We start from the raw sequence: 1,299 nt of genomic DNA on the forward strand, positions 1-1,299 counted from the left end.
GGTGCGGCGCGGGACGCCCTGGGCAAAGAGCTGCTCCGGGCCGAGGAGGAGGGGCGGACCTCCCCGGATTTCACCGATGGCTACGGCGAGGGCCTCTACCTCGAGCGGTCGCAGGCCCTGGGTGCGAGTGTCTACCGGGTCCGGGGCGTCGAGCGCTCGGACCGGGACGGCAGGAGGGCGGCGGTCCGCGAGAACCTGGAGTTCTACGGCGCACCCCATGCCGCCTCCTGCTCTCGCTGGCGGCCCGGGGGCTGGCCGGCATCCCGCAGACCGTACTCGGCGTCTACGCCGACACCGTCCGCGAGTTCCTGGGCGTCCCCGCGCAGCTCAAGCTGCTGTTCGGCATCTCCTTCGGCATGGCCGACCCGGCGGCACCGGTGAACACGCTCCGCACGGAGCGGGTTCCGCTGCAGCGGAGCGTGGTCCTGCATGACACCCCGGGAGTCCTCGACAGGCCGTAGCTCCTCCGCCCGCAGGAACCATCCAGTGCCATGCCTGGGTTTGGGGCCGACACTCGGCCGGCCCCAAACCCAGGCACCCGCACGGCCTTTGACAACCCCGAAGATGCCTCCGCCCTCGAGAAAGCAAGTGGAGGTGTTCTCCCCTTTTCATCGCTCATCCTGGAGAAGTAACCGTGACAAGCCGACAGATGGTCCTGGGCATGCAGTTCAGCGGTGGATACGGGGCCGCACCCGGGGCCTGGCGGCTGCCGGGCGCGAACCTGAACAGCTACACCGACATGGACCAGTTCGTGCGTTACGCGCAGGCCGCCGAGCGCGGCAAGATCCAGCTGCTGTTCATCGCGGACACCCCGGTCCTGGACGTCGACCTCGACCACCATACCCCGCACCACATGATCGACCCGTTGCTGATCCTGACCGTCCTCGCGCGCGAGACCGAGCGGATCGGCCTGGTCACCACCGCCTCCACCACGTTCACCGAGCCCTACAATCTCGCTCGCCAGTTCAAGGCCCTGGACGTGATCAGCCACGGCCGGGCCGGCTGGAACGCGGTGACCACCTCCGACCCCGCCGCCGCGGCGAACTTCGGCGCGACGATCCCGCAGCGCGCGGAGAAGTACGAGCGTGCCCACGAGGTCATCCAGATCGTGCAGGCACTGTGGGGCAGCTGGGAGAAGGACGCCTGGCTTCTCGACGTCGACGGCAAGCGGTTCGCCGACATGGACAAGATCCAGCCGGTCAACCTGCAGGGCAAGCACGCCGCCTCCCGCGGCCCGCTTCCCATCCCCCCGTCCGAGCAGGGCCAGCCGGTCATCTTCCAGGCGGGCGGCGGCAGTTA

Annotated in this window: 1 protein-coding gene and 1 pseudogene; both read left to right on the forward strand. The window is 69.3% G+C overall.

Going from position 1 to position 1,299, the window contains the following annotated elements; genetic code table 11:
- Positions 1-381, forward strand: a pseudogene (locus ACFWWR_RS48580) (hypothetical protein); the annotation flags it as partial.
- 253 nt (positions 382-634) lie between these two features.
- Positions 635-1,299: LLM class flavin-dependent oxidoreductase (locus ACFWWR_RS48585; protein WP_384310790.1), on the forward strand; the 665-nt coding region annotated here is incomplete at its 3' end.

The organism is Streptomyces sp. NPDC058678 (assembly GCF_042714835.1).
GTDB lineage: Bacteria > Actinomycetota > Actinomycetes > Streptomycetales > Streptomycetaceae > Streptomyces.